This window comes from Streptomyces sparsogenes subsp. cuspidosporus, assembly GCF_039532705.1.
Lineage (GTDB): Bacteria > Actinomycetota > Actinomycetes > Streptomycetales > Streptomycetaceae > Streptomyces > Streptomyces sparsogenes.
In genome coordinates, this window is the sequence record NZ_BAAASD010000125.1 from 1 (window position 1) to 1,441 (window position 1,441).

General features: G+C 67.2%; 1 protein-coding gene. It reads left to right on the forward strand.

Going from position 1 to position 1,441, the window contains the following annotated elements:
• The first annotated feature begins 227 nt into the window (after positions 1-227).
• On the forward strand, positions 228-1,424 hold the full coding sequence (locus ABFY07_RS42650) for an IS110 family RNA-guided transposase (protein WP_346179608.1): 1,197 nt from the start codon (positions 228-230) through the stop codon (positions 1,422-1,424).
• Positions 1,425-1,441: the final 17 nt, after the last annotated feature.

Genomic DNA, 1,441 nt, shown 5'->3' on the forward strand with positions numbered 1-1,441 from the left:
GCTCTACCTTCTTCCTGGGTCTGCCCCAGCCATTCGTAGGGTTGTGGCGCCCAGGGGAACCGGGTGTGGCTTTCATCGGGCTGCCGATCATGGTTCGGGAGGCTTGGCCGCCTGGTTCCCCACGACGACTCGGCCGCCGATTGGGAAGTGCGAGAAGGTCGCTGTGTAGAGCAATGCCGGCGAGGTCGTCCGTGGTGTGAACTGCAAGCACGACCTGATGGAGCACGATGAGCCGGATATGGGCGGGGACCGACTGCGGCAAGGCCCACCACCACACGCTGGTCCTCGACGCCGAGGGCACCACGCTGTTGTCGCGGCGGGTCGCCAACGACGAGCCCGAGCTGCTGAAGCTGATCGGCGATGTCCTGGACCTTGCGGATGGCCGCAAGTTGACCTGGGCGATGGACATGACCGGCGGTGAACCCGGTCTCCTGATCAACCTCCTGGTCGCCCACGCCCAGGAGCTCGTCTACATCCCCGGTGTCGCGGTCAACCGGGCCACCGACAGCTACCGGGGCCAGGGGAAGACCGACGCCCGCGACGCCCGCATCATCGCTGACCAGGCCAGGATGCGCAGGGACCTGCTGCCAATCCGCCTCGACGACGAGGCCGTCGTCGAACTGCGCTTGCTGACGGACCGCCGCATCGACCTGGTCGCCGAGCGCACCCGCGTCACCAACCGGCTCCGGTCCCTGCTGAACAGCATGTTTCCCGCCCTGGAGCGGGCCTTGGACCTTGGCAATACCGGACCGCTGCGGTTGCTTACTGGTTACCAGACCCCGGCGGCGATCCGCCGTGTCGGCGCCAAACGGCTGACGACCTGGCTGCGCAACCGCAAGGTCCGCGGCGCCGAGGCCCTTTCGGCAAAGGCCGTCGAGGCGGCTGAGCGACAGCACACTGCGGTTGTCGGGGAGAAGGCCACCGCGAAGATGGTCCACACCCTGGCCGAGGAGGTGATGGCCCTCAACGAGAAGATCGCCGAGACCGACAAACTCATCGAGGGCCGGTTTCGCGAGCACGAACTCGCTGAGGTGATCACCTCGCTGCCTGGCATCGGGGCCACTCTCGGAGCGGAGTTCCTCGCCGCCATCGGCGGCACCCTGGACGCCTTCCCCACTGCGGACCGCCTCGCGGCCTTCGCCGGAGTCACTCCGGCCCCAAAGGACTCCGGCAAGGTCAGCGGCAACCTGCACCGGCCCACGCGCTACCACCGGCGCCTGCAACGCGTCTTCTATACCTCCGCGCTGGTCAGCATCCAGTCCGACCCCAACTCCCGTCGCTTCTACGACAGGAAACGAGCCGAGGGCAAGCGCCACATCCAGGCCGTCCTCGCCCTCGCCCGGCGCCGTGTCAACGTGCTCTGGGCTCTCATCCGTGACGGACGGTGTTACCAAGTCACACCACCCGTCACGACAGCGGCTTGACATCAGCATTGGGAAGC

What these genes read in the sequence shown, in the direction of transcription:
- ABFY07_RS42650 (WP_346179608.1), top strand. Translation starts at nt 228, where the DNA reads ATGAGCCGGATATGGGCGGGGACCGACTGCGGCAAGGCCCACCACCAC.